General features: G+C 54.6%; 18 protein-coding genes. 5 read left to right on the forward strand and 13 right to left on the reverse strand.

What is annotated here, in order from left to right:
- The first annotated feature begins 201 nt into the window (after nt 1–201).
- Nucleotides 202–2,787, forward strand: a complete 2,586-nt coding sequence (locus ACI48J_RS20490) for a beta-N-acetylglucosaminidase domain-containing protein (RefSeq protein WP_405080027.1) — start codon at nt 202–204, stop codon at nt 2,785–2,787.
- Between the two features lie 225 nt (nt 2,788–3,012).
- Here the strand turns inward: ACI48J_RS20490 and ytvI are convergent, their stop codons facing one another.
- The 7 genes from ytvI to ACI48J_RS20525 all read right to left on the reverse strand — a co-directional run bounded on the left by ytvI (nt 3,013) and on the right by ACI48J_RS20525 (nt 12,855).
- Nucleotides 3,013–4,059, reverse strand: coding sequence for a sporulation integral membrane protein YtvI (gene ytvI, locus ACI48J_RS20495; RefSeq protein WP_326052298.1), 1,047 nt, complete (start codon nt 4,057–4,059; stop codon nt 3,013–3,015).
- Between the two features lie 18 nt (nt 4,060–4,077).
- Nucleotides 4,078–5,391, reverse strand: coding sequence for a hemolysin family protein (locus tag ACI48J_RS20500; RefSeq protein ID WP_405083262.1), 1,314 nt, complete (start codon nt 5,389–5,391; stop codon nt 4,078–4,080).
- 63 nt (nt 5,392–5,454) lie between these two features.
- Nucleotides 5,455–6,585: a radical SAM/CxCxxxxC motif protein YfkAB gene (yfkAB, locus tag ACI48J_RS20505; protein WP_405080028.1), complete on the reverse strand. Its 1,131-nt coding sequence runs from the start codon at nt 6,583–6,585 to the stop codon at nt 5,455–5,457.
- Between the two features lie 123 nt (nt 6,586–6,708).
- Entirely contained in the window at nt 6,709–8,955 is a 2,247-nt protein-coding gene (locus tag ACI48J_RS20510) for an MMPL family transporter (protein WP_405080029.1), read from the reverse strand.
- 222 nt (nt 8,956–9,177) lie between these two features.
- The gene (locus ACI48J_RS20515) at nt 9,178–10,266 is read right to left on the reverse strand and encodes an HD-GYP domain-containing protein (protein ID WP_326052295.1); all 1,089 of its coding nucleotides are present in this window, start codon (nt 10,264–10,266) and stop codon (nt 9,178–9,180) included.
- A gap of 192 nt (nt 10,267–10,458) precedes the next feature.
- Nucleotides 10,459–11,289, reverse strand: a complete 831-nt coding sequence (locus ACI48J_RS20520) for an undecaprenyl-diphosphate phosphatase (protein WP_405080030.1) — start codon at nt 11,287–11,289, stop codon at nt 10,459–10,461.
- Between the two features lie 114 nt (nt 11,290–11,403).
- Nucleotides 11,404–12,855: a bifunctional metallophosphatase/5'-nucleotidase gene (locus ACI48J_RS20525; protein ID WP_405080031.1), complete on the reverse strand. Its 1,452-nt coding sequence runs from the start codon at nt 12,853–12,855 to the stop codon at nt 11,404–11,406.
- 156 nt (nt 12,856–13,011) lie between these two features.
- On the opposite strand from ACI48J_RS20525, the gene ACI48J_RS20530 reads away from it, so the two are divergent.
- From ACI48J_RS20530 to ACI48J_RS20545, 4 genes are all read left to right on the forward strand, one after another.
- Entirely contained in the window at nt 13,012–13,800 is a 789-nt protein-coding gene (locus ACI48J_RS20530) for a molybdenum cofactor biosynthesis protein (protein ID WP_405080032.1), read from the forward strand.
- A 126-nt stretch (nt 13,801–13,926) separates the two neighbouring features.
- A complete protein-coding gene (locus ACI48J_RS20535; RefSeq protein ID WP_405080033.1) occupies nt 13,927–15,201 on the forward strand; it encodes a ThiF family adenylyltransferase in 1,275 nt (424 codons plus the stop codon).
- A 351-nt stretch (nt 15,202–15,552) separates the two neighbouring features.
- Complete coding sequence (locus ACI48J_RS20540; protein WP_405080034.1) at nt 15,553–16,614, forward strand: HD-GYP domain-containing protein; 1,062 nt, start codon at nt 15,553–15,555, stop codon at nt 16,612–16,614.
- Nucleotides 16,615–16,814: 200 nt separating this feature from the next.
- Entirely contained in the window at nt 16,815–17,240 is a 426-nt protein-coding gene (locus ACI48J_RS20545; RefSeq protein ID WP_405080035.1) for a DUF308 domain-containing protein, read from the forward strand.
- 27 nt (nt 17,241–17,267) lie between these two features.
- Here the strand turns inward: ACI48J_RS20545 and ACI48J_RS20550 are convergent, their stop codons facing one another.
- The 6 genes from ACI48J_RS20550 to sufD all read right to left on the reverse strand — a co-directional run bounded on the left by ACI48J_RS20550 (nt 17,268) and on the right by sufD (nt 23,013).
- On the reverse strand, nt 17,268–17,603 hold the full coding sequence (locus ACI48J_RS20550; RefSeq protein WP_405080036.1) for a DUF2512 family protein: 336 nt from the start codon (nt 17,601–17,603) through the stop codon (nt 17,268–17,270).
- A 269-nt stretch (nt 17,604–17,872) separates the two neighbouring features.
- Nucleotides 17,873–18,352, reverse strand: coding sequence for a hypothetical protein (locus ACI48J_RS20555; protein WP_405080037.1), 480 nt, complete (start codon nt 18,350–18,352; stop codon nt 17,873–17,875).
- 302 nt (nt 18,353–18,654) lie between these two features.
- On the reverse strand, nt 18,655–20,052 hold the full coding sequence (gene sufB, locus ACI48J_RS20560; RefSeq protein ID WP_103994796.1) for a Fe-S cluster assembly protein SufB: 1,398 nt from the start codon (nt 20,050–20,052) through the stop codon (nt 18,655–18,657).
- A 27-nt stretch (nt 20,053–20,079) separates the two neighbouring features.
- Nucleotides 20,080–20,508, reverse strand: a complete 429-nt coding sequence (gene sufU / locus ACI48J_RS20565; RefSeq protein WP_326054458.1) for a Fe-S cluster assembly sulfur transfer protein SufU — start codon at nt 20,506–20,508, stop codon at nt 20,080–20,082.
- Nucleotides 20,495–21,721 (reverse strand): cysteine desulfurase, encoded by a 1,227-nt coding sequence (locus ACI48J_RS20570; protein WP_009671498.1) that lies wholly within the window; start codon nt 21,719–21,721, stop codon nt 20,495–20,497. Before ACI48J_RS20570 ends, sufU begins: the two co-directional genes overlap by 14 nt.
- Nucleotides 21,718–23,013 (reverse strand): Fe-S cluster assembly protein SufD, encoded by a 1,296-nt coding sequence (gene sufD / locus ACI48J_RS20575; protein ID WP_405080038.1) that lies wholly within the window; start codon nt 23,011–23,013, stop codon nt 21,718–21,720. The genes ACI48J_RS20570 and sufD overlap by 4 nt, the downstream gene beginning before the upstream one ends.
- Between the last annotated feature and the right edge of the window lie 26 nt (nt 23,014–23,039).

Genomic DNA, 23,039 nt, shown 5'->3' on the forward strand with positions numbered 1-23,039 from the left:
CTTGTAACCGGTAATGGTGTGGCTCTGCAATACCATATGGCATCCGCCTAGGAGAGGTATGGGCGGGCGCCCAGATTTATAAAATAAAAGCGGAATAATCCGCAAGATTGTCATCTCTATCGTCTCTATGAATATCCTATGATAGAAAGAGAGACGATCCGGGGAAAACTTTTTCCCTTTTAAAAAAAGGAGTGAGATGGCATGACACATCATCCGAAAACTCCCCTTCTGACCCCGCCCCCGCAGCAGGAGGAATACAGCGGGTACACCGTTCCCTTGTATGCAACCGCCGGAATCCTCGCAGGCGCGGATACGTCCCCCGAAGCTCTGCTGGAGCTGCGGAGTCTTCTTATCGGGTGCGGCGTCAAGCGCGTTGTTCCGTGCAAGGACTGGCATTCCGCCGCCAAAATGCCTCTGGCCGTCTATATCGGCAAGCTGCCCGCCGATCCCGCCGTACAGCGGGAATTCCGAAGCCGGCGCAGCGGCACCCCCCTCGGAATTCCCGAAGAGGGCTACACCCTTGCGGCGCGCCGAGGCAAACGCGGCGGCAGCATGATCGTGCTGGCGGGCGCGGATCATACCGGCACCCTTTATGCGGTCCGCACGCTTAAGCAGCTCATCCGCAAAGGACCGATGATGGCCGCTGTGCCGGCTATCACGATCCGGGACTTCCCCGCGTTCCCCGTAAGGGGCGTTGTGGAAGGCTTCTACGGAGGCCCTTGGTCTCCGGACGACCGGGTCAATCTGATCGCTTTCCTCGGCGATCATAAAATGAACACGTACCTGTACGCTCCGAAAGATGATCCGTACCTGCGCGGGCGCTGGCGGGACCCGTACCCGGAGGAAGAGCTCCGCCATATCCGCAGGTATGTGGATGCGGCCGAAAAAGCCGGTGTCCGATTCGTTTACGCGCTCTCGCCCGGGCTCGATATCTGTTTCTCGTCGAACGAGGAATTTCAGAAGCTGGCTGCCAAAGCGAGCCAGATGTGGACGCTCGGAGTCCGCCATTTCTCTCTGCTTATGGATGATATTTTCCAGAACCCCAACTGTGCGGACGATGTACAGAAGTTCGGCGGGGACGAGAGCCCCGCTGCGGCTGCGCAGGCTTATCTGCTGAACCGGTTCAACCGCGAGTTCGTGCAAGCGCATCCCGGCGCCTCCAGGCTCATTACGGCGCCGACCGAATATTATCAGGACGGCACCAGCCCTTACCGGAAACGCTTTGCCGAATTGGTAGATCCGGGCATCCTCGTCTGCTGGACGGGGATCGGCATCGCTCCCGCGGTTATCGCCTCCGGAGAAGCCGAGCGGATTCACAAGGTGTTCAATCACGATATGCTCTTGTGGGATAACTACCCGGTGACGGATTATGTGCGGGAGAAGCTGTTTCTCGGGCCTCTGGAGGGCCGGGACCCCGAGCTGCATAAGCACGGCCAATTCGGCTACTTATCCAATCCGATGGAGCATTTGCAGGCCTCTTTGCTTGCTTTGTTCACCTCAGCCGAGTATGCCTGGAAACCCGGTGCCTATAAGCTCTGGGAATCCTGGGAAAGATCCCTGAAGGAATTCGGAGGGCCGCTGTATAAGGAACTCCGGATTTTTGCGGAAAATCATTTATCCTCCGCCGTTCACGCCGGTGAATCTCCGAGGCTCACAGCTCTTCTTGCGGCTTTCTGGGAAGATTTCGAGAAGGGGACACCGGAGAAAGCCGCCGCCCGTTTGACCGCCTACTTCGGCTCTATGCGCAGTGCAGCCTCTCGTTTGAGTCAAATGCACAATTCCGATTTCGTAAGGGAAACGGCCGACTGGCTGAAAAAAATCGACTTTTACGGAAAAGCCGGTGAATCCGCCGTTTCCCTGCTTATGGCGATGATGCTGGGCAGCGATGAAGAGGCCGATGCCCGGTACTCCGCCTACGCCGCCGTTCTCCCTCAGGATACCGTCGACATCGAGGTGGCGGAACCGAGAACAGGCTCGCGCCGTATCGACGGCGAGAATCGTGAGCGGGGTGAATCCGAGCTTATCCGGTATACATCGGCGTACGGGGCAAGGACCGGGACAAACGAGTGGGGCTACGAGGTGACGGTCGTGAACGGACGCATCATCCGGGAAGGCGGCAACAACTCGGTCATTCCCGCCGACGGCTACGTACTCAGCCTTCACTCGGGCCAAGACAGAGAATGGTTGAAAAGCATGACGATAGTAGGCGCTAAAGTGGACATCCGTGACGGGAGCGTAACCATTTCAGTCGAAAAGGGAATCTACCCGGTTCCCAACAAGAAGGTTTCGGCCGACGGAGTTATGGAGCCGTTCCTTCAGCGGGTCTCGTCAGCCTACGAGATGTATGTCCGGTGGCGTGAGAACCGCGGGTTCACCGACCCGATCGGCACACTTCCCGCCTGGGAAAGCAACGTGCTCGCAAACATGACCGACGGCAGAGCGGATACGTATTTCTGGAGCGCCAGAGCGCCGCAATCCGGAGATTACGTGGGCGTAAACCTGGGGCAGCCGGCGCAGGTACGCCGGGTCCGCATCAGCCTGGGCCACCCCGATCCGGCAGCTCCGCAGGCAGGCGACATCATCCGCAGCGCTTCGCTGGAAGCTTCGCTGAATGGCCTCAGCTGGACGAAGCTGGCGGAGTTTACGGAGCAGCGGGAAATTGATTTTACTCCCGCCGCGCCCTTCCGCACTCACTTTGTCCGGCTGAAAAGCAACGCGCCCCAGACGGAGTGGGTCATGGTCCGCGAGTTCGACGTCACGGCGGACCGCGATCGGGCGGCGAACTGAACAAGGGCGGAATCACGGGCAGGGACTTGCTCGGATTGCGGATTTAGGGGTTTTATGTTGGAAGGTCAGAGATTACCCGCGCATGGATTTCGGGCTTCACCGGGCGGTTCGCTGTGTGAATTTGCCTGACGGCTGCCGGATTTCAAGCGGTTGACATCTAAAAAAAGCCTGTCGACCGGAGCGCAAGCTCGGGACGGCAGGCCTTTTTTACACCTAACAGACCTTCTAATCCAGGTTAATCTTGAACTGCAGCAGTCCGACCTGCCGCATCGTTTGAAAGAGAATGACAATCAGCGGGCCCAGGAACATGCCGGCCACGCCCATCAGCTCGAACCCGATGTATAAGGAAACCATGGCCGCAAGCGCGCTAATTCCGACCGAGTTGCTTAAAATTTTGGGTTCGATAACGCGGCGGGCCAGCGTGATGACGATAAACAGCAGCATGATCTGCATAGCCATGCCCGGATCGCCAAGCAGCAGCCTGTAAATCGCCCACGGCAGAAAGACGAGTCCCGTTCCGATCACCGGCACGAATTCCATAAACATGACGAGCAGGGCAATCGCAAGCGGATAGTCCGTCCGGATAAACAAAAGGCCGATCAAAGTAAGCACATAAGTGAGCATCGACATCATGACTTGGGCATACATAAAACCGAACAAAGCCTGACGGAGGGAAAGGATCAGTTTTTCGACTTTTTCACGGGAACGATCATCGAACATGTTCAGGAAGGATTGCTTCAATACGGGCAGCGAGTAGGAGAAGAGATAGAGGGAGAACAAGTAGACGATGAACAAAATAAGAAGATTCGGGATGGCGGCGGCCGCTCCCAGAAACGAGTCGGACAAAAGCAGGATAAAACGCTCCAGTGCTTGGGCGGCGGAGGCCAGTCCGTTTTGCAGCCAGACTTGCATCTGGGAATTATCGCCCGGGAAAAGGGACTCGTACAACAATCTCGCCCTTGCGGCCGCATCCTCCACATAAACGCCGGTTTCCTCCAGATAAACGGGGATTTTGCCCCAGAAGTTCATAAATTCCGTTACGACTTTGACGCCGATCATGGAGAAAAGGCCCAGGGTAAGCAGCGTAAACAGTGTGCTGACAAGAGAAACGGCTGCAAACCTGCGCAGTTTAAGCAGCCGCATTCCCACTGTCACTACGGGCTCCAGCAGCATCGCAGTCACGATCGCCAGCAGGAACGGCATCCCCACTGTGAAGAGACCGTACAGCAGCAAAAGCCCGAAAGCCAGTATAAGCAGGGTTTTCCACGACACGTGAAAGAATTCCCCCCTTTATTCCTCCAATCCGGCTGCAGGATCTTTGGGCGTTTCGTTTTCGTTCTTCGTGATATTGACTCGGGTAATACGAAGCCGGTCCACCTCGGCGACTTCAAACGTGTGTCCGCCAAAGACCACTTTTTTCCCTTTGATCGGGGAGCCTTCAAGGGTCTTGAACACCCAGCCGCCGATCGTGTCGACTTCCTCATCCTCAATTTCGAGATGAAGCAGCACGTTTAGATCTTCAATCAGTGTGCGTCCTTCGACGGAAGTGATGTTTCCTTTAACTTCGATGCTCGGTCTCTCATCCTCGTCGAATTCGTCATGAAGCTCGCCGACGATTTCCTCCATGATATCTTCGAGCGCCAGCATCCCCGCCGTTCCGCCGTACTCGTCCACTACGATGGCGAGCTGGGAATGCTTTTTTTGCATAAGCTTAAGCACCTGGCTGATCTCCATGGATTCCGGTACGCTGAGAATCGGCCGCACGAACTGCTGCAGCTCGACCTGGACCGTTGCGTCCGCGGTCAGCAGATCGGTAATGTGGACAAAGCCGATAATCTGGTCCTTGTCCCCCAAGGCCACCGGGTAGCGCGTATGTTTCGTCTCGTAGATATGCTGCAAAATTTCGTCGTAAGGCTGATCGATAAACAAACAGTCCATGTCCGTGCGGGGCAGCATTACCTCGCGGGCGATACGGTCGGAGAACTCGAATATATTATCGAACAGCAGCATTTCGTCGCGGTCGATGTGTCCGCTTCTGGCGCTCTGATTCATCAATATGCGGATTTCTTCCTCCGTATGCGCGGCATCGTGTTCATTGGCCGGCTGGACGCCGAACATTTTAAGAAGCAGCCGAGCCGCTCCGTTGAGAACCCAAATAGCGGGAAGAAAAATTTTATAGAAATACATCAGCGGAGCCGAAGTCCACAAAGAAACCGCATCGGGTTTCTGGATCGCCAGCGATTTGGGCGCAAGTTCCCCCAGCACGATGTGAAGAAACGTCACAATGGAGAAGGACAAAATCAGCGAGATCGTCCCCGATAGGAAAGTCGAATGCCAGTTAAGCGCATGGAAAAGCGGTTCGATAATGAGTTCCGCAATCGCGCTTTCCCCGACCCAGCCGAGTCCCAGGGACGCAAGCGTAATCCCGAGCTGGGTTGCGGACAAGTAAGCGTCCAGTTTCTTGGTGACGGTAAAAGCGAATTTCGCTTTCTTGTTCCCTTCATTCACGAGCTGCTGAAGTTTCGATTGACGCACCTTCACGAGCGCGAACTCGGCGGCGACGAAGAACCCGTTGAGCAGTACCAGTAATAAGACCAGTGCCATGTTCAGAAAAATTTTATCCCATTCAAAACTCCCCAATGGTTCTCAGTCTCCTTTGCTGCTAAATTACGCCAGAATGGCCTGACGCCTAGTGAAATCCTCACCGGAATAATAGGAATTCGCCACCAGCAGGTTGGGACCGCAGCAGGAAACGGCCGGACAATGGCAATCGACCGTGCGGCTCAGCGGATGGTTCAGCCACCGATCGAAAACGGTCTCCAGCTTATCCTCGTGCAGATTGCCCAAAGCCGGGACGTCGGCAAAATCGGTCACGTAAACGTCGCCTGTAAACATGTTGACGTTGAGACGGTTGCGCCCGTCCGGGTCGTTGCGGACCGTCAGGTTCCGTTCGCTGCGCAGCCTGCCCAGCAGCTTCCGGTCTTCCTCCGCGCTGTTGCACGCGTAGAAAGGAAGCGTACCGAGCAGCATCCACATCTCCGGATTGCGCCCGTCGAGCAGGCGGTGAATCGTATCCCTGAGCTGATCAAGGGTGAGAATCGGCAGATTGGATGCAAAAGAACTCGGATACATGGGATGAACCTCATGCCTCTGGCATCCGATTTCTTCAATGATTTTATGTATAGGAACTATTTTCTCGCTCGTTCGGGTGTTCAGCATGGATTCCGCCGAAATAAACATCCCGCCCTTGCTGAGCGCCACGGAATTATCCAGCATACGGTCGTACATTTTGGCAGCGGCTTGCATTCCGACAGGCCGTCCCGAACGGACAAAACCTACTTCGTGAAAATCTTCCGCGCACGTGTAGTTAAAGGAAATATGCATCACATCCAGGTAAGGAGCAATCCACTCGTACCTTTCCAGCTCCATAGTGAGATTGGAGTTGATTTGCGAACGGACTCCTCTCTCGCGTGCGTACCGCAGCAGAGGGACAATATATTCCTTTACGGTTTTCTCGGAGAACATGGGCTCTCCGCCCGTAATGCTGATCGTTTCCAGGTGCTGGATTTCTTCCAGCCTGCGGAGCGCTAGATCCAGGGCAAGCTTCGGCCCTTCTTTCATGACAAGCGTATCGCCCACCGCACAATGCTCGCAGCGCATGTTGCACAAATTCGAGACCGTGAATTCCACACTGGTTAGCGTGTGACGGCCGTACTGCTGGAGCGAACGTATCGGATCCCACGGGTCGTAGGAGGGCGAAAGTTTCATTAAAGCCGGGACAGCTGTTCGTTCATTCATTTCTTCTTCACATCCGGTACCTAAATTGGGGTGATTTCCCGATCCCCCTGGAATATACGCCGCTTTGCGCAAACGTATGCCCTCTATTGTACCCGATGCCAATGAAAAATGAAATAATCTCCGTTACAGTAAAGGATCGCTTTCCTCCCGTGGTCCGTGGGGACGCAGCCAGCCCGGCGCCCACCAGTTCAGCCTGCCGAACAGCTTCATCAAGGCCGGAACGAGCAGGACGCGTACGACAGTCGCATCAATGAGGACCGCGAGCGCAAGACCAAGGCCAAGCGCCTTCATGATCTCGATATCGGTAAAAATAAACGTGCCGACCACGACGATAAGAATGAAAGCGGCGCTCGTGATAAGCGAGCCGGTTTTCATCAGCCCTTCGGCCGTACTGCGCTCGTTGTCTCCGGTCCTGTCGTACTCTTCCGCTATCCGCGAAATGAGAAACACCTCGTAGTCCATCGAAATGCCGAAGACGACGCAGAAAATAACGATGGGCACCGTAGCGCTCACGTAACCCGTCGAGGTCACCCTCATCAGATCGGCCAGGAAACCGTGCTGAAAAACAAGTACAACGGCTCCGATACTCGCCCCCAGGCTTAATACGTTCATCAAGACCGCTTTAAGCGGGAGAAGCAGAGAGCGGAACGCCAGCAGGAGGACGATAAAAGTCACTCCCAAGACAAACATAATTACCACCGGCAGCTTGTCTTGAATCCGGTCCAGCATATCGAGCCGGTACGCGGGACCGCCCGTCATATGGACGTCCAGCCCCTGCCGGTCCAGCCCGCGGAGACTCCGAACCAGTGCGTCGGTCGCCCGGTCGTCGGGATCACTTTCCGGGACGACGCGGATCAGCACGCTGTCCCGGACGGCCCCTGTCTTCCCCGCACCCGCAGAAGACAGGGAAGGCTCGCTCAGCACCGAAGCCGCCTGCTCGTCGCTGAGGCCCGGGAAGCCGTCCAGCACGCTGCGGACGCCTTTCACTCCCCCGGTTGCCTTCACCGAGGCGATGTAGGCCCTCAGACGGCCGACCGATGCGGCATCCCACCTGCCTCCCGGGGCCGTGGCAAGAGCCTGCAGCGGGTTCAACTCCCGCGGGTCGAAAGCCAGGGCGGCCAGGTCACCGGCCTGCCGTGCGCCATACTGCGGCGGCAGGACGTCTCCGCTCGGCGTGCTCAGCTGCATGCCGCGTATGGGCAGCATCATGGCCGTCAGCGCCGCCGTCAGCACGAGGGCCAGAACGACCGGATGGCGCATGACGAAGTAGGCGGTCCGCTCCCAGAAGCGCCGTGTCGTTCCTCTCTCCGACCACGCGTTCGGCAGGACCCGCAAGGAATTCACGTGTCTGCCCAACATAGCCAGCAGCGCCGGCAGAAGGGTGTTGGCAGCCAGAACCGAGATCGTCACCACGAGAATGCCTCCCAGACAGAGGGAGCGGAAGAACGAAAGATCCACGAACAGCATGCCGCACAGCCCGATCAATACGGCGATTCCGGAGAAGAAAATGCTCCGTCCCGCCATCCTGCAGGTCACCGCAACGGCATCCGGAATCTCCCTGCCTGCTCTCAGCTCTTCCCGGAACCGGCTGACCATAAACAAGGCGTAGTCGATTCCAACGGCGAGTCCGAGCATCGTCACCATGTTCGGCAGGAAGTTGGACAGCGCGACTTGCCGCGCAATAAAGTAGGTAATCCCCAGTGTCGCAGTCAAGCTGGCCACACCGACGATAAGGGGCAGAAGGGCTGCCGTTAACGTGCCGAAAATGACCAGGAGCACGATCAGCGCTATCGGCAGGCCGATCATTTCCGCTTTGGCGATATCGTTCTTGCTCGCTTTCTGCATATCGGCCAGCAGAGCCGGCGCTCCGCCCATGTACACCTTCATCCCCGGAGGCGGAGTCAGACGAGCCTGGATTTCGCCGTATTTCTCCAGTACTTTCTCCACCTCCAGCTTGAGCGCTACGTTCACCGCCTGGATCTCGGCGGCCCGGGCCGATTCTTTTCTCGGGCTTTCGACAAACGCCCACGTACCCGCATAGGGCAAAGATTTCAAAGGCTCCAGCGATTTTGCAATGGAGGCTTTGGCTTTGTCCGTCGTCAAATCTTTGCCGTCCCCGTCATATACGAGCTGCAGCGAGGAAGGCGGAACGCCCAGCTTCTCCTGCATCAGGTGAAACCCGGTATCGGATTCGCTGCCTTTCGGCGTAAACCCGTCGTCTTTCAACAGCCCCGGCACTTGACCCGCCAATATCGCGGCTCCGGCAAACAAAACGATCCATACCGCCAGTACCCGCTTACGGTACCGGTACATGGCGTATCCCCACTTCATGAATAGCTCCGACTTCGCGCTTCGCTTCATCGCGTTCATTCCGATTCCTCCCGGACCTCTTGCGGCAACCGGAATTCTGCCGTATAAGCGGAATTTCCGTAATCGCTTCTTTTAGTATTCTTCCGGGATTTCCATTTTATATCAGCCTTCGCGGACGAAAAGCAAAAAAAGCCGAACGGATCCCTCCGTCAGCTCTCGGCTTTTAACGTATCTATTCTTTTGAGAGCCGGACGGCCGGATAAAACCGCTTAACGGCATGACTTACTGGGGATGAACTTCCGTAATCATGATCGTCAATTTTTTGGACAAATCAATCTCGTACGGGGAGGCGATCATTTCACGCCCTTCGTTCTTGATCACACGGACAACGGGCCGCTGGGGAGCGGAAGCATTGAGGTCGACCACGACGGCGATTTCGCCGGTATTGAGCGCAACGGTGACGCCGAGCGGGTAAATGGCCACTTTATCCCGGAACAGGTTCAGCATGTCCGTATCGTACAGGGTGCCCGCTCCGCCCATAATGACTTCCAGCGCCTCGTGGGGAAGCATCGCCTTGCGGTAAACCCTCTGCGTCGTCATCGCATCGTAGGAGTCCACCATCGCGATCCATTTCGCATAGGGATGAATCTCTTCGTCTTTAATGCCTCTCGGGTACCCGCTGCCGTTGATCCGTTCATGATGCTGAAACGCGCAGTGTGCGGAGAGCAGAGGGATGTTCGCTTCGTTCTTGAGCATCTGAAACCCGTACACCGTATGTTTCTCCATCTCGGACCATTCCGGTTCCGACAGTCTGGAGGGCTTCGAGAGGATCTCTTCCGAGATTTGAGTTTTGCCGATATCGTGAAGTAGAGCCCCGAGGCCCAGCGTCATCAATTCATCCCTTTCGTATCCATGGCTCAATCCGAGCATGGTGGTGTATAAACAGACGTTAAGCGAATGCTGATATAAGTAGTGGTCTTTAATCTGTATATCGCCCAGCATAATCATGGCGTCTTTATGACGGGATAAATCATCGATCACGTGGTCCATCTGCTGCCTGAACGTTTTTCCGAAATGCTGGTAATTCGCCAGTGTTCTCCGTCCCGGCTCGTTCATCAGCTTACGGAAGGTGGAGCGGATTTCCGTGAAAAGCCTGCGCTTGGTCTCCTCCGAGACCAGTTCGTCCGGAACGATATCATCAGTCAGCGCATCCCGGATATATAAATAATCGATTCCGTGTGTTTTCAACCGCTCCAGCAGCGATTGGGTTAATTCGACATTTTCCGCAAGCAGTACCGCTCCCTGCTCGTTGTAAATATGTCTGCTCAGTCTCATGCCCGGTTGGCATTGGCTGATGGGTAAAAGCCGCATATTCTCCAAACCCCGCGATCTGTGTATTCCTCTCTTTATACCCTTACTGTATAAGATATTTTTGGAAAGAGCAATATAAAAACCGCGTTTTTTCGACGCGGTTCTCGGGCGTTCTTTTTTCATGTTCCATCCAGTTTTGTAAAAACTATCTCTCCGGTTGCCCCGCATTTATAGGCAAAAATCCGGAAAAGCCTAAAGTACCCACAGATAAACGATGAAAATAGCGGCCAGTGCAAAGCGGTAATAAGAGAAATAAGTCAGTTTCATGCGCTGTACGAAACGGATAAACGTCACAATGGCCAGCAGCGCGACAATAAAGGAAACGATAAAGCCCACTGCGAAAAACAGGATATCGTCCGACGTGAAGCTTTTGTAGCTTTTAAGCAGGGAATACCCGCTGGCGGCAAACATGATCGGAACCGCCATAATGAACGTAAAATCGGCACCCGCTTTACGGGTTACACCGTGGAGCATACCGCCGGCCATCGTCGCCCCGGAGCGCGAAAATCCCGGAATCAGGACGGATAGGCACTGGTAAAGGCCGATGATAAAAGCCTGCCGGTACGAAATACCGTCCATGTCCTCCACGACGGGTCCTCTTGTCCGGTCCATCTTCTTCTCGGCGATGATCATCAGAATACCGCCCAGGATCAGGGACACGACAACCGTTTTCGGAGAAAACAAATACGTTTCAATCAAATCGTCGAACAGAAAAGCGATTCCCATCGCCGGGACGATCCCCAGCAGAATGTGAAGGACATTTAACCGGGATGCTCCCGCTTTAACCGCTACCGGCTCCCGGTTGATTCCGAGAATACGCAGGATCCGTTTCCAATACACGATCACGACGGCAAGAATGGCGCCGAGCTGGATCACGATCGTGAACGTCTTCATGAGCGGTTCTTCGTCGCTGATTCCCAGCAGAGACTGCGTCAGAATCATGTGTCCGGTTGAAGAAACCGGCAGAAACTCGGTTAATCCTTCGACAATCCCGATAATCACGGCAATCCACAAACTGTACATGGTCTCTCTCCTAATAATAACAGCTGGGGACCTGTGCCGGGCATGGACAGATCCCCGCAACTATACATTTTACCCGGATAATAGGGTCAAGACAAGTTAACCTCCCGGCATCGGTCAAATGCCTTCAGGCTGCCAGCGGGACACGAACGCCTCTTGAAAACGCTCGGGATGCTGAAGCTCCTCGCCCAGAATATCCCTCAGCAGCTCGGGAAGCAGGTACTCCACATCCGTTGCTTCGCGCAGGGATAAGTAGCCGACTCCGAACGTAAACATGTCGATCATCCCGACCGTATACGTCCGGTCTTTCTCCAGTGCCTCTCCGTTAACGAGCACCCCGAGAATTTTGTCCGAAGGCTTCCCTTCCGGATCGTAACGGACGGTCAAACCGTCCAGGCACAGGATGCCGAGCACTTCCCCGCGGAAGCCGAAGCCCCGGATCGGCTTGCTCTGAAATTCCGGCAGAAGGGATTCCTCCAGCGCCTGCAATAAACGGCCGCCCGTCAGCTTGACCCGGCAGGGATTGATCGGGCCGGGACAGATGGCCAAGAGGCGCCCGAGCGTGACGGGCCCTCTCGCAAGCCCGCGCAGAAGCTGGCCGGCGTTGACGAGCCCGATCTCCGCGTTCATCCAGCGGCGCAGGCCGGACGCGAGCAGGTTGCCGAGCGGAGACTCTCCGTACCAGTCAAGCTCCAGCGGCTCCGCGAGGTCCGTTACCGGAATATCGAGGGCGCGCCGGCCCAGCTCCGCATTGCGGGCGAGAATGTCCGCGAGCTCCGCGTCGTCCTCCCAGCCGGACACGGCGTGAACGCGGCCCGCAAGCCGCTCGATGCGCCGCTCCCGCACATTGTAGGCGATCTCTACCTCTCCCGCATACTGCCCGTATTTGCCTGCGGCGCAGACCAGCGTGTCACGGATGTGCAGCGGCTTTTCCAGCAGATGGTGAGTATGCGCGCCGAGGATGACGTCGATGCCTTCGATTTCCGCCGCCATCCGTTCATCGTAACGGAGTCCGAGGTGGGACATGACGATCACGATGTCGACCTGCGGCCGAAGTTTCTCCACCCAGTAGGAGGCAGCCTGAACAGGCTCCTGCACATCCCAGCCCAGCAGCTCGTAATAGTCCGTAAAAGCCGCCGTCAGGCCGATTAAACCTACGGTGATGTCTCCTTTGCGCACGATATGATACGGAACCATCCAGGCGGGAACCTTCCCCGTGTCCGCATCAAGAATGTTGCTTCCGATAACGGGAAAGTCCGCTTTCGTTTCAAAAAGACTCCGAAGCGCATCCGGAGCGTATGTCAAGCCTTCGTTATTGCCCGGGACCATCGCCTCGTATCCCGTTGCATTCATGATTTCGATATTGGCGGCGCCGCCCGTCCCTTCGGTTTCGAGCCTCATCCGGTCCAGATGATCGCCGATATCCAGCGTCAGGATCTCATCCCCTTCATGGCGGCGTCTAAGCTCTTTGAAGCAGGTCGCAATTTTGGGCATTTGTTCGAAATGACTGTGCAGGTCATTCGTATGAAGAATCACTAACGTCTGATGCTTCTGCTGCTTTTCGGGCATGATTTCACCTCCGCTGTAAGGCCTGTCTCTATTACGTATGCCATACTTTGCTTCATTATGTAAGAAGCCCGGCTGCCCGGACAGCCTCATTATATCATTTTCGTTTTAGGATATGATATGCTAGTTGAAAACGCAACTTTCAGGAGAGAAGCCCTCATGACGTTTCATATCCGACTTTTTGCGGGCTTGGCCGATGAGCTCGGCCGCCCTTCCATTGATATATCGCTGACCCGGGGCCCCGGTGAAAAATCCGTAACCGTTCAGGATCTTTTGGAGGAAATAGGCGGGCAATTTCCCGGCGCCCGTTCTCTTCTCGCCCACTGCTTCCTGACCAAAAACCACGCTTACGCCGCTCCGGATGAGCTTGTAGCCGAGACCGACGAGCTGGCTCTCATTCCTCCCGTGTCGGGAGGAGGAGGCGAAGAGCCGCAAGCGGCAGACGAAGCGTCCGAAACCGCCCGTTACGTACTCACGCGAGATCCCATTGAGCCCGCCGAGCTCCTACATAAGGTTACCCATCCCGACTGCGGAGCGACGCTCGCGTTTATCGGCACGACCCGCGAGCACACTCACGGAGTGCGCACCGTCCTGCTCGAATACGAAGCCTACGAGCCGATGGCCGTCTCCGTCATGGAAACCATCGGCGCCGAGATGGAAGCTCGCTGGCCCGGATGCCGCTGCGCGATGACGCACCGGCTCGGTCCCGTCGGAATCGGCGAAAGCAGTCTGGTCATCGCCGTCTCCACGCCGCACCGGGCGGACTGTTACGAGGCTAGCCGCTACGCCATCGAACGGGTGAAGCAGATCCTGCCCGTATGGAAAAAAGAAATCGGCGAAGACGGCGCCGAATGGAAAGGCTACGTATCCCCCTCCGGCGGGCACGAATGGAATCCGCTCGACCTCCCGGAGGGCGGGAATGGCAGCGTCGGCAAAGCCGGAATGTAAATTTTCCATGCAGAAGCGGCGCCCGAAAGACTGAATCGCCTAAAAGGACGTATCGGACCTGAACGGACCTATTCTGCGAACGCTTCGAATATTACTCTACAAAACAAGCCCGGAAGGAGCAAACCTATGAGCAGCCTCCACCCCAATCAGCCAGCTGGCGACTTGCCGTCAGCAGCCTTCTCTCCGTCCTCCGGAACGGGAGCCGCGCAGGCCGACAATTCGTCGGCGAAGCCCGGTGCGGCGACGCAGGCCGGAGCGGCACCGTACGCCGGTGAAGCGGCCGTGCAGGCCACGGACGAACCAGCGGCACAGGCCAACGACAAGACCGCCGTGCAGTCTGCCGCCGTGGCGCAAACCGCAGACGAAGCCGAAGTGCCGGCACGCTATTCCCGGCACGTGCTCTTCAAGCCCGTCGGCGAGAACGGCCAGCGGGCGCTCGGCCGCGCGCGGGTCGCCATCGTCGGCCTTGGCGCGCTCGGCACCGTCCTCGCGAACCACATGGTTCGCGCCGGTGTCGGCTTCGTGCGCCTGATCGACCGCGACTTCGTCGAAGAGAGCAATCTGCAGAGGCAGATGCTCTATGACGAAGAAGACGCCCGCCAGGCGCAGCCCAAAGCTTCAGCCGCCGCCGCGAAGCTGCGGCTGGTGAACTCCCTCGTCGGCATCGAGGCCCATGTCGCCGACTTGAACCCCTTGAATGCCGAAGAGCTGCTGACCGGCGTTGATCTGATTCTGGACGGTACGGATAACTTTTCCGTCCGGTTTCTGATCAACGATGTCAGCGTCAAGCACGGCATTCCGTGGCTGTACGGCGGCGCCGTCTCTTCGCGCGGCGTCTCGCTCGCCATTCTGCCCGGCGAAACGCCGTGTCTGCGCTGCCTGTTCGGCTCCGCGCCGGCACACGGCACCGCCGATACATGCGACACCGCCGGCGTCATCGGCCCGATCATTCATATGGTTGCCTCCTATCAGGCAACCGAAGCGATGAAAATTCTGATCGGGGATAAGCAGCATCTAAACCGCCGCATGCAGCAGTGGGATCTGTGGTACAACCATTACACGTCCGTGGATGTAGCGGGAGCCCGCAAAGCGGACTGTCCCGCCTGCGCCCGTCACACGTTCGAGTATCTCGACGCGGATATCGAAGGGGAAACGATCCAGACGCTGTGCGGAAGAGATTCCGTCCAAATTCATCCCGTCCAAGCAGCGGAATTTTCTCTGGAGCAGTGGGAGCAGCGTCTCGCCCCGCTCGGTCGCGTAAGCCGCAACAAATTTTTGCTTCGCTTCCGTCCTTCGGATGAGATTACACTAGTCCTTTTTCCTGACGGACGCGTGCTTGTACAAGGCGTCACCGACCCCGCTGCCGCCAAAACGTTGTACAGCCGGTACATCGGCATGTAATCTGCGCGCCATGCTGCGGACCTTATCTACGGATAAGGTCCTTTTTTATAAGATCAGTCCATGCCGGCATACTTCAGAAGAAAAGAACACCCGGCACTTGTACTCACACGCTATTCGTTCAAAAACATGGCTCTCCCTTCCGTTTACAATATAAATCACTTCCTTTTATTTTCCTATTTTTCCCGGCTTTCTGAGGCTTGTTGCGGCTTTCATTTTCTTTATAAATAATTGATCAAATCCGACAACTAAATTCCGAAAAATGGAAAATGTTTCATTGCAACTCTGTTTATCCTCCTGCTAATATGAAAGTGATTGAGAAAAACTGGGAACAGGAAAAGGTGAATGAATTCAATGAGAATTCATATAACAGATCTGCAGGTGGGTGACCGTCTAACCCGCGATACGTTCAATTCTATCGGATTGAACATTTTATCGGCCGATACGAAAGTAGACGAGTTCGATATTTTGAAACTGAACAAACATCAGATTGAATATGTGGACATCGAAGATCGTCCTCTGCCCGGCAGCGAAGCTCATTCGCAAACCGCTGCTGCTTCCTCGGAGCTTTTGCGGCAGGAGGAATCGTTCCACTCCGCTATCGGCGGCATCAAAGACTTATTCGAAAGCGCGGTCCGGACAGGCAAGCTTTCCGACCCGGTTGTCGAGCAGTACTATAGTCCCCTCATCTCCAGTGTGCGGGAAGAAAAAGACGTCGTGAATCTGCTGCTCTGCCTGGACAGCCGCGACGATTATACATACCAGCACAGCGTACAGGTCGGCCTCATCTCCTACTTTATTTCAATCTGGCTGGGCAAAACCGAAGAGGAGGCCAAGGAAATCGGCAAAGCCGGCTATCTTCACGATATCGGAAAATGCCGGATCAGCTTCGACGTGCTGCAAAAACCGGGTAAGCTTACGGAAGAAGAGTATGCCGAGATGAGAAAGCATACCGTTTACGGCTACGAAATTATCCGCAATTCGATTGAGAATGAGTTGTCGGCGCTCGTCGCTTTGCAGCATCACGAACGACTAAACGGCTCCGGGTACCCGCTGGGCAAAACCGCCGAAGCGATTCATCCCGCCGCCAAAATCGTTGCCGTGGCCGACGTATACAGCGCCATGATCAATAACCGGTCGTACCAGACCAAACGGGATCTGCTTTACGTCCTGAAGGAGCTTCACAAAATGAGCTTCGGGGAGCTTGATCCTCAAGCGGTTCATGTTTTTATCGCCAACATGGTCCCGAATTTTATCGGTAAGAAAGCCACTTTATCCAACGGTCAGTCCGGCACCATCGTCATGACCTTTCCGAACGATTATTTCCGCCCTCTTATTCAGATTGACGATGCCGGAGATATGTTCGTCGACCTTACACAGCGGACCGATCTGGAGATTCTATCCATTACGGTCTAGTAAGCGCTTCATTTCCAATGCCGCAAAATGCAACAGCCGCCGCTCCCTTTGGGATTGCGCGGCTGTTTTGTGCTACAATGACCTTATCGGCACACGGTCCACCGATCCGCCGATTCGGCGATCCTCTCATAACCGGATATGCCAGGTCCGCCTGTGGTAAATTCGGCAACCCAACCCTTCCTCAAGGAGACGCATGCATCTTGACCGACGACAAACACAAAGAACAGCCATTTGTAACGATAAATCGTCTGCCTGATCCGTTACGGGAAGGCACGTCCGTAAACAATGAAGAGAGCGAACCCTGGCGAGATCCCGAGCTTCCCTCGTCATTCTCTTCGGGCTACACACCGCCCCCCGTAAAACTTAAAAAGACTTCGGCTGTCCTGGCGGTGCTCTGCGGCATTTTGGCGGTCCTTTTTAACCTGCTGGTCGTTACGCTTCCCCTGGGCATTATTCTGGGAATTACCGCCTTCGGCTCCGGCCTTGTCGCCAGACGCTCTCACCGGCGTTCCGCAGGGCTTGTCCTCTCCCTTTTCTCGTTTCTGATTGCAATGGTTTGGCTTGCCAGCGCCCTGGTCCCGCTTGCGGTCGATCCCACGATAAGAGTCGGCCTGCGGCTGCCTTAACCGGCGGTCGAGGTCTGCAACCTCTACCTATCTGGCCGGCAGTTCCCGCAGCATCCGGTGATACATGGCTTCAACCAATCCAAGCACAAGGACAATAATCAACAGCTCCCCCGTAGAAAGCGACCAATCCGCAGCATAAGCCGCAAACCGTAAAAACACAAAAGCCAGGGCAGCGTCGCAAATCGTCGCAATCGTGTTATTGGAAACCCTCAGAATCAGCTGATCCCCGATTACAAAAGCCACGAGCGATAACAAAACCGCCGTTAAGAGCGCCGACGTTATACTCGCTTCCGTAAAGGTCAACAGCAAAGGTACCACAATAACCCCGTTCAGAATCAGTTTAATAATCAATTTGCTCGCCACTTGGTTACCTCCTTGAGATTGATATCAGGGTAAAAATTAGGTTTTGATGCGATCTCCTATTTTATGCAAAAGACCCACAAGGCACATAAAATCAAGCTTTATACCGCTTTCCCTGTCGTGCTGGGTCATTTTGCTGTCTAATCTCTGAAAGCAGGCATGAAAAAAACGTGTCCATAATTGAACACGCAAGCATAAAGTCATCACAAACACATAGGAAACCGCCATTCAATCTATCAGAATCACTCTATTACTTATTACTAAATCGTTAATTATTGTTCTTTCTTGTCTGTTAATTCATACTGTTTTTCACCTATAGTTAACTTAAATTTAATTTCATCCAAATGTACTTTCAAGTACTCCAAATCTTCTTCTTTGTATGGAGATTTCGGAATAAAGGTTATGGGGTACCTTACAGTCAATGTATTGTTCTCTTGTTTGCAACCATCACCACCTGCAAATCTTTTACAAAGAGATTTTAGTGTAACGATATCTTTATTAATTGGAACCAAGTCTTTTGAATGCCCCGTATACCCATAACTAATTTCTGCACTTTCAGTGTCTACGGGAGAGGGACCCTGAATTGTCAGCTGATATTCTAACATAACTAGTTTATTTCCATCTGTTTGAATTGTATCGCTGCCCTCGGTGATTAGCTGAATTTTTTCAAGACTATAGGTCATCCGTTTATCTGTATTACAGCCCGTTAAAAATAATACAACTAGAATGAGAAGCATGTAGTGTTGTTTCAAAAGTTTAACCTCCTTTCATAGAGCCATTGTAATACTTACGGTTGTAGAATTTTCTCTTTCTACTGTCGTCGTTTTTGCTCCACCTTTTGGGATACTTAAGTATTGTTTTGATGATCAACAGGTTTTACATCCTATTGAACTATAACAGAATTAGCGTTAGCTGACGGTAATGAAAAAGAAGCAACCTATTAATGTACGCCCTCATTTTTAAAACAAAAAAAGTGCCTATGTGACTTGAACAAACAATGTACAAGTCATGCATAGGCACTTTTTATATAAATATGAAATGGATCAAAATTAAATTAACCGATGGAACCTTCCATCTCGAACTTGATGAGTCGGTTCATTTCGACCGCGTATTCCATCGGAAGTTCTTTGGTGAACGGCTCAATGAAGCCCATTACGATCATTTGCGTCGCTTCGCCTTCCGACAGACCGCGGCTCATCAGGTAGAAGAGCTGATCTTCGGATACTTTCGAGACGGTCGCTTCGTGCTCCAGCGTGATGTTGTCGTTCATGATTTCGTTGTACGGAATCGTGTCGGACGTGGATTGTTTATCCATAATGAGCGTGTCGCACTTGATGTTGGATTTCGCGCCTCCGGAGTTACGGCCGAAGGAAGCGAGTCCGCGGTACGTTACTTTACCGCCATGCTTGGAGATCGACTTCGAGATGATCGTTGAAGTGGTGTCCGGCGCAAGGTGGATCATTTTCGCACCGGCATCCTGATGCTGGCCTTTGCCTGCAACGGCAATGGACAGAACGGAGCCTTTGGCGCCGCGGCCTTTAAGCACGACAGCCGGGTATTTCATCGTCAGCTTGGAGCCGATGTTGCCATCCACCCATTCCATGTTCGCGCCTTCTTCGGCGACGGCACGCTTGGTAACGAGGTTGTAGATGTTCGGCGCCCAGTTTTGGATCGTGGTGTAACGGGCACGGGAGTTTTTGCGGCATACGATTTCAACGACCGCGCTGTGAAGCGAGTTCGTGCTGTATACCGGAGCGGTACAGCCTTCTACATAGTGAACGAAGCTGTCTTCGTCCGTGATGATCAGGGTACGCTCGAACTGACCCATGTTTTCCGAGTTGATACGGAAATACGCTTGAAGCGGAACTTCGCATTTTACGCCTTTCGGTACGTAAATGAAGCTGCCTCCGGACCATACAGCGCTGTTCAGCGCGGCGAACTTGTTGTCGGTCGGAGGAATAACGGTTCCGAAATATTCACGGAACAGCTCCGGGTATTCACGCAGCGCGCTGTCGGTGTCCATGAAGATCACGCCTTGATCTTCAAGTTCTTTCTGCATGCTGTGGTAAACGACTTCGGACTCGTACTGAGCGGATACACCGGCAAGGAACTTCTGTTCCGCTTCCGGAATACCGAGCTTATCGAACGTTTCCTTAATCTCGGTCGGAACTTCTTCCCACGTCTTGCCCTGCTTCTCGGACGGCTTGACATAGTACTGGATGTCGTTGAAATCGAGATCATCCAGGTTACCGCCCCAACGCGGCATCGGCATGCTGAAGAACTGCTCCAGCGATTTCAGACGGAACTCGAGCATCCACTCGGGCTCGCCTTTCATTCTGGAAATTTCGGTGACGATTTCGGCGTTCAGCCCTTTTCCCGATTGGAAAATAGACTTGTGCTCGTCCCGAAAGCCGTATTTGTACTCTTCCATTTCTGGCATTTGCTTAGCCATCGTACCAACCTCCTTTAATTCTGCTAATTACGTTTGCTTCGTCTGTTCGATTCCCTTGCGGAGCGCGTTCCATGCGAGTGTGGCGCATTTGATACGGGCCGGAAACTTGTTCACGCCGGACAAAGCCTCTATATCTTCGTATTCAAATTCAACGTCTTCGCCCTTCATCAGCTTGGAGAAATTCTCTGCCATTTCGAGCGCTTCTTCGAGCGTTTTGCCTTTGACGGCATCCGTCATCATCGAAGCCGAGGACATCGAAATCGAGCATCCCTCGCCCACATACTTAGCGGCTTTGACTTTTCCGTCTTCTACCTGCATCTGCAAAGTGATCCGGTCCCCGCACGTAGGGTTGTTCAAGTTGATCGAAACGGATTCGTTATCGTCGAACGACCCGCGGTTTCTCGGCGTTTTATAATGATCCATGATGACTCTGCGGTATAAATCATCCAATTGCATGACCGAAATACTCCTTTGTTTTTAGTAGGCCCTGGACGAGTCGGTCGATGTCATCTTCAGTATTGTATAAATAAAAGCTGGCGCGTGCCGTAGCCGATTGTTCCAGCCAGCGCATCAGCGGCTGGCAGCAGTGGTGACCGGCACGAACGGCGATACCTTCGGCATCCAGCACCGTAGCCACGTCGTGCGGATGAACGTCACCTAGGTTAAAGGTGACAAGCCCGACGCGGTTGTTTCTCGGACCGTAAACATTCAGGCCTTCAACTTCAAGCATACGCTCCAGCGCATAGGCAGTCAAGCTGGCATCGTGGTCGGCGATGGCGTCAAGGCCGATCTCCTCCAGGAAATCAATAGCCGCTCCAAGACCGACGGCACCGGCGATAATCGGCGTTCCCCCCTCGAATTTCCAAGGGAGTTCCTTCCACGTAGAATCGTAAAGATCCACATGGTCGATCATTTCGCCGCCGAATTCAATCGGCTCCATCGCTTCAAGCAGCTCCTTCTTCCCATACAATACCCCGATTCCGGTCGGTCCACACATTTTGTGGCCGGAGAAGGCGAAGAAGTCGCAATCCAGATCCTGCACATCCACCTTCAGGTGCGGGGCGCTCTGCGCGCCGTCAACCAGCATCTTGGCACCGTGACGGTGAGCGATCTCGGCGATGGCTTTCACCGGGTTAAGGACGCCCAGGACGTTGGAGAGATGAACGACCGATACGAATTTCGTGCGGTCCGTAATGGTTGTTTCCACATCTTCAAGGGCGATGGAACCGTCCGCTTGAAGCGGGATATATTTAAGCGTGGCGCCGGTCGCCTTCGCGACCTGCTGCCATGGAATGAGATTGCTGTGATGTTCCATCGGCGTAATGACGATTTCGTCGCCTTCTCCGCAGATGGAGCGGGCATACGAGCTGGCAACCAGGTTGATCGCCGTCGTCGTGCCGCGTGTGAAGATGATCTCCTGCTCGGAGCGGGCGTTGATAAAACGGACGACCTTCGCACGCGCTCCTTCGTAAGCGTCTGTGGCACGGGACCCCAGGGTGTGGACGCCTCGGTGTACGTTCGAATTGTCCCATTCGTAATACTTTTTCAGGGCCTCGATGACTTGGACCGGCTTCTGGGAAGTCGCGGAGCTATCCAGATAAACGAGCGGATGCCCGTTCACTTCCTGATTCAAAATGGGGAACAGTTCGCGTATCTCCGAAGGTTTCATTGCCCCAGCTTCCTCTCTACCATAGTTTGCAGCTGCTCTTCCAGCTTGGCGATCGGAATCTCCGATACGACCGGAGCCAGGAAGCCGTAAATCAGGAGACGAGTGGCTTCCTCACGGGAAATCCCGCGGGACATCATGTAGTAAACCTGGTCCTGGTTTACTTGGCCCACGCTCGCCGCGTGACCGGCTTTCACGTCATCTTCGTCGATCAGAAGTATCGGATTGGCGTCGCCGCGGGCTTTCGGGCTGAGCATGAGCACGCGCTCCGTCTGCTGGCCGTTGGCGCCCGTTGCGCCTTTCTCGATCTTCGTGATGCCGTTGATGATGGCGGTAGCCTGGTCTCTCATAACGGCACGCGTAATCATGTCGCTGTTGGAGTTCAGACCGAAGTGAATCGCGCGTGTCGTCAGATTCAGCTTCTGATCGTTCGTTCCCACGCAGATCACTTTCGCGTCCGAGTAAGAGCCGTTGCCCTTCAGGATCGAAGTCGTGTCGGACATGGAGTTGCCTTGATTCATTTCACCGACGACCCAGTTCACGCGTCCGTCGTTCTCTACAACGGCGCGGCGGTAAGTCAGATCCGTAACGCCTTCCGTCAGGTTGTGAACCGAAGCGAATTGAACGTTCGCGCCCGGCTTCACGAATACTTCGGTTACCCCGTTTTGCACGAGCGAAGCGCCGGTACCGATGGAAGTAAAGTTCTCCACGTAAGTGACGGAGCTGTTCGTATCCGCTACGATCAGGATGTGCGGGGAGAAGCTGGCTGCCGAATCATCGGACAGGAACAAGGCCTGCAGCGGGATTTCCACGTTTACGTTCTTCGGAACGTAAAGGAATACGCCGCCGGTCCACGTTGCCGCATGCACGGCCGTCAGCAGGTTTTCACCCGCTTCGACCGCTTTCCCGAGGTACGGCCGGACCAGGTCGCCGTGTTCGCGAACCGCGGTTTCAAGATCCGTAAAGATAACGCCGCGGCCGGCAAGTTCTTCGGACAGAGCCCGGTATACGGCCCCGGAGTTCCGTTGAACGATAATGTTCGTCTCTCCGACGAGTGTTTTAACCTGCTCCGGCAGCTCGCCGACGGAAGCAAGGGCTTGAGGCTCGCGGTACGTGCCGAAAGAGCTCAGGTCCCAACGGTCCAATCTCGTTTTTTCCAATTTAGGCAGTTCCAAAGATCCCGCCAGATTTGCCGCCTGCACGCGCAGATCGGTCAACCACTCCGGCTCCTGTCTGGCTTTCGACGCTTGGGCGACGGCTTGGGAATCAACGGGAAGAATGGTTTGTGTCGTCATATCTATTTCCTCCTAATATATAGCCC

The organism is Paenibacillus chitinolyticus (assembly GCF_045038035.1).
Classification (GTDB): domain Bacteria; phylum Bacillota; class Bacilli; order Paenibacillales; family NBRC-103111; genus Paenibacillus_F; species Paenibacillus_F chitinolyticus_A.